This window comes from Oleiphilus sp. HI0132 (assembly GCF_001635845.1).
On sequence record NZ_LWGJ01001515.1, the window covers coordinates 1 to 1485 of the forward strand.

General features: G+C 45.8%; 2 protein-coding genes. Both read left to right on the forward strand.

Annotated features, from left to right (window positions below; all coding sequences use genetic code 11):
• On the forward strand, positions 1-1018 hold a 1018-nt coding region (locus tag A3766_RS23455), incomplete at its 5' end, for a DEAD/DEAH box helicase (protein ID WP_068643061.1).
• A gap of 114 nt (positions 1019-1132) precedes the next feature.
• Positions 1133-1485, forward strand: a 353-nt coding sequence (locus tag A3766_RS23460) for an aminoacyl-tRNA deacylase (RefSeq protein ID WP_068643063.1), incomplete at its 3' end; no start/stop codon positions are given.

Genomic DNA, 1485 nt, shown 5'->3' on the forward strand with positions numbered 1-1485 from the left:
CAACCTAAAGTCAATGGCTATGTACGGTGGTATCGCTGCAGAGCCTCAGAAAAAGAGACTCATTGAAGGTGTTGATATTCTGGTCGCGACGCCAGGACGTTTACTTGAAATGGTCTATGACCGTGCAGTTCATTTTGACGAACTAGAAGTCCTGATCTTAGACGAAGCCGATAGAATGCTAAACATGGGTTTTATTGATGAGATCAATAAAATCATTGATCGCCTTCCGAGCGAGCGTCAAAGCTTGTTGTTTTCTGCAACCCTAACCGATGACGTACGCTTCCTCGCTAAGACGGTTAAAGACGAAGCCTTGGAAATCGCCATTTCGCCCGAGGCAACTGCCGCGACCACCATTGACCAGTGGTTGATTACGGTCGATAAAGATAAAAAGTCTGCGCTATTGAGTCATCTCATTATTGAGAATCAGTGGGATCAGGCGCTAATTTTTATTGAGAAAAAACATGGCGCTGCGAAACTTGCCGCTCAGTTAGGCAAACGAGGTATTCACGCAGAAGCAATTCACGGTGACCGTAGCCAAGCAATGCGAGCTAAAATACTGAATGATTTCAAATCTGGCGAAATTAAGTTCTTGGTGGCTACCGGAGTCGCTGCACGCGGAATTGATATTGGTAAGTTAAGCCGAGTGGTTAACTATGACCTGCCCTTTAAGCCTGAGGAATACATTCATAGAATTGGACGAACAGGCCGAGCAGGTGCCATTGGCGAAGCGATCTCATTTGTCTCAATGGGAGATTTTAAGAATCTTTGTGCAATAGAGAGCCGGCTAGGTCATATTATTGAGCGAAAAGAAATTGAAGGCTTCCCTGTGAGAAAAGTCGTGCCCGTATCTATTTTAAATTACGTACCGAAGAATAAGCGACCAGCGAATAAAAAGACTGAGCAGAAAAAACAGGACTCCCCAAAAAAGAAGATTAACCGCAATAAGCCCAATACAACGAGCACCAGCGCTAAGCGCCCTGCAAAGACCACAAATAAAACCATATGGGGTGATAGATAGTGCGCTATAGCCATTTGCCCTATAGCGCACTCGACTAAGCACAAAGGGTTCTTGGCCTAACACCTTTCGCAGCGTTACAATGATGATTCACTCGCTTTTATGGAGGTGCTTGTTATGTCTATTGCTCCTAGAATCGAAGCTCACTTGTCGCGCGTTGGCGTGCACTACGACCTCATTCAACACCCTGAATCTCATACCAGTTTAGCTAGTGCCAGACTTGCTAACGTGCCAGCCAAACAAATGGCAAAAGCCGTTATCACCCACGATGGCGATAACTACCGACTCTGTGTCATACCTGCAACACATCAGCTTGTTCCTGATCTGCTCAACCAGCATATGGGCAAGGCCTCGCATTATCGCTTGGTCGATGAGTGTGAACTCAAAAGCTTATTTGATGATTGCGAAGAAGGTGCGGTTCCTGCACTAGGCCAAGTCTATGGCTTACCAGTAGTTTGGGATAAAAGCTT